The sequence below is a fragment of the Candidatus Obscuribacterales bacterium genome (assembly GCA_036703605.1).
In the GTDB taxonomy this organism is placed as follows: domain Bacteria; phylum Cyanobacteriota; class Cyanobacteriia; order RECH01; family RECH01; genus RECH01.
On the sequence record DATNRH010001018.1, the window covers coordinates 1 to 1,357 of the forward strand.

Annotated in this window: 1 protein-coding gene; it reads right to left on the bottom strand. The window is 55.3% G+C overall.

Annotation, left to right across the window (positions count from 1 at the left end; all coding sequences use genetic code 11):
* Nucleotides 1-90: 90 nt before the first annotated feature.
* On the bottom strand, nucleotides 91-1,194 hold the full coding sequence (locus tag V6D20_20765) for a hypothetical protein (protein ID HEY9818212.1): 1,104 nt from the start codon (nucleotides 1,192-1,194) through the stop codon (nucleotides 91-93).
* Between the last annotated feature and the right edge of the window lie 163 nt (nucleotides 1,195-1,357).

A 1,357-nucleotide genomic window follows, 5' to 3' on the forward strand; every position in this document is an offset into this window, starting at 1 on the left:
GACAGCTCTTTCCTGCCGAGGCGATCGCCACTCAAAATTGGTCTGCCGTCACCCAGCGAGCCCGGCAGCTTGTGCAAGCCCTCCGTCCCTTTATCTGTCGTCGGAGCGTTGATCTTGAGGACAATAGACTCGACCAGGGGCATGATCCGGCTGAATTTCAATCACCAAGTCAACATAGTCGCACTGGTGACACATGGGTGTGATAAAGAGTTCAGGATGGAGCGATCGCCAAAAGTATAGGACAAAGGCATCAATCTCAGCATCGGACATGCCCGAGCGACCGCTGGCCTTCATGCGCTGTTCCGCATCGCGCCGCCATTGTTGACTGAGGCGATAATCGGTGGGCGAGAGCACTATCAGCCGATCCAACTGCTCCCAGAGGGGGAGATAGGCCTGCAAGGCTTGGTTAATATCGCGGGCAAATTGGCGATCGCTTTCGGTGGTAATGGGTTCGGGAGCCGTGTCAAAGACCTGGGGATCCACAGGGCGGGTGCCCACAAACCATCCTTCAAACAGCACAATATCGGCACCGGAGATCATCATCGGTTCCGCGCGATCGCCGGCTCCGTTGTGCAGGGATTTATCAAACCGAGGAATGGCAATAGGTGTTTGGGGATTGGCCTGTCGCAACTGCTGCAGCACCGATAAACCCAGGTCTACATCATGGGTGCCTGGCGGGCCGCGCCATTTCATGCGGGCATCCTGGGCCTGCAGAACTTGGCGGTCGGCATAGGTTTTATAGAGATCATCAATGGAGAGTTCGCAAACTCGGTAGCCAAGCTGGTTGAGAATCAGGGTTAAGATAGCAGCCAGGGTGGTTTTTCCAGTGCCCTGTCCACCCAAAATGCCCTGGATGAGGGGACGACCCAAGGTCTGACGCTCGGCGATGAGCTGCATTGCCAAGGGCAGCCAAAGCAACCAAAGGGTATCTAGGCGAGCTTGGCTTTCGTGAACCGACCAGCCCAGGCGATGCTGACAAAAGGGGATGAATGGGTGGTAGACCGCGCGAAACATCTGCAGGCGATCGCGTACTGCTTGCCCCACAGTTTCAGGGGTCAGACCAAAGGCATGGGCTCTGGCTTGGTCAGCAAGGGTTGCTTGTTCTAGCTCTTGGAGTAATGCTTCCTCCTCATCCGGCGATCGCGGTGTGGTGAGAGCCAGTAATCGTTGGATCAAAGCAGCCGAATCGTTCATCGCTAGCTTCCGAGAATTTGTGCTTGGATAAACATGCCATACACGAAACCAATTTTCAGTGTATTGAGAATATCTAAGAGCCAGTACGGACGAGATGGCGGTGTGGTCTCGGGCGATCGCCGACGATAGGTCACCCAGCTAATGACCTCCACTGTGAAGATCA

Coding starts and splice junctions, on each gene's coding strand:
- V6D20_20765 (HEY9818212.1), bottom strand. CDS start 1,194: ATGAACGATTCGGCTGCTTTGATCCAACGATTACTGGCTCTCACCACA.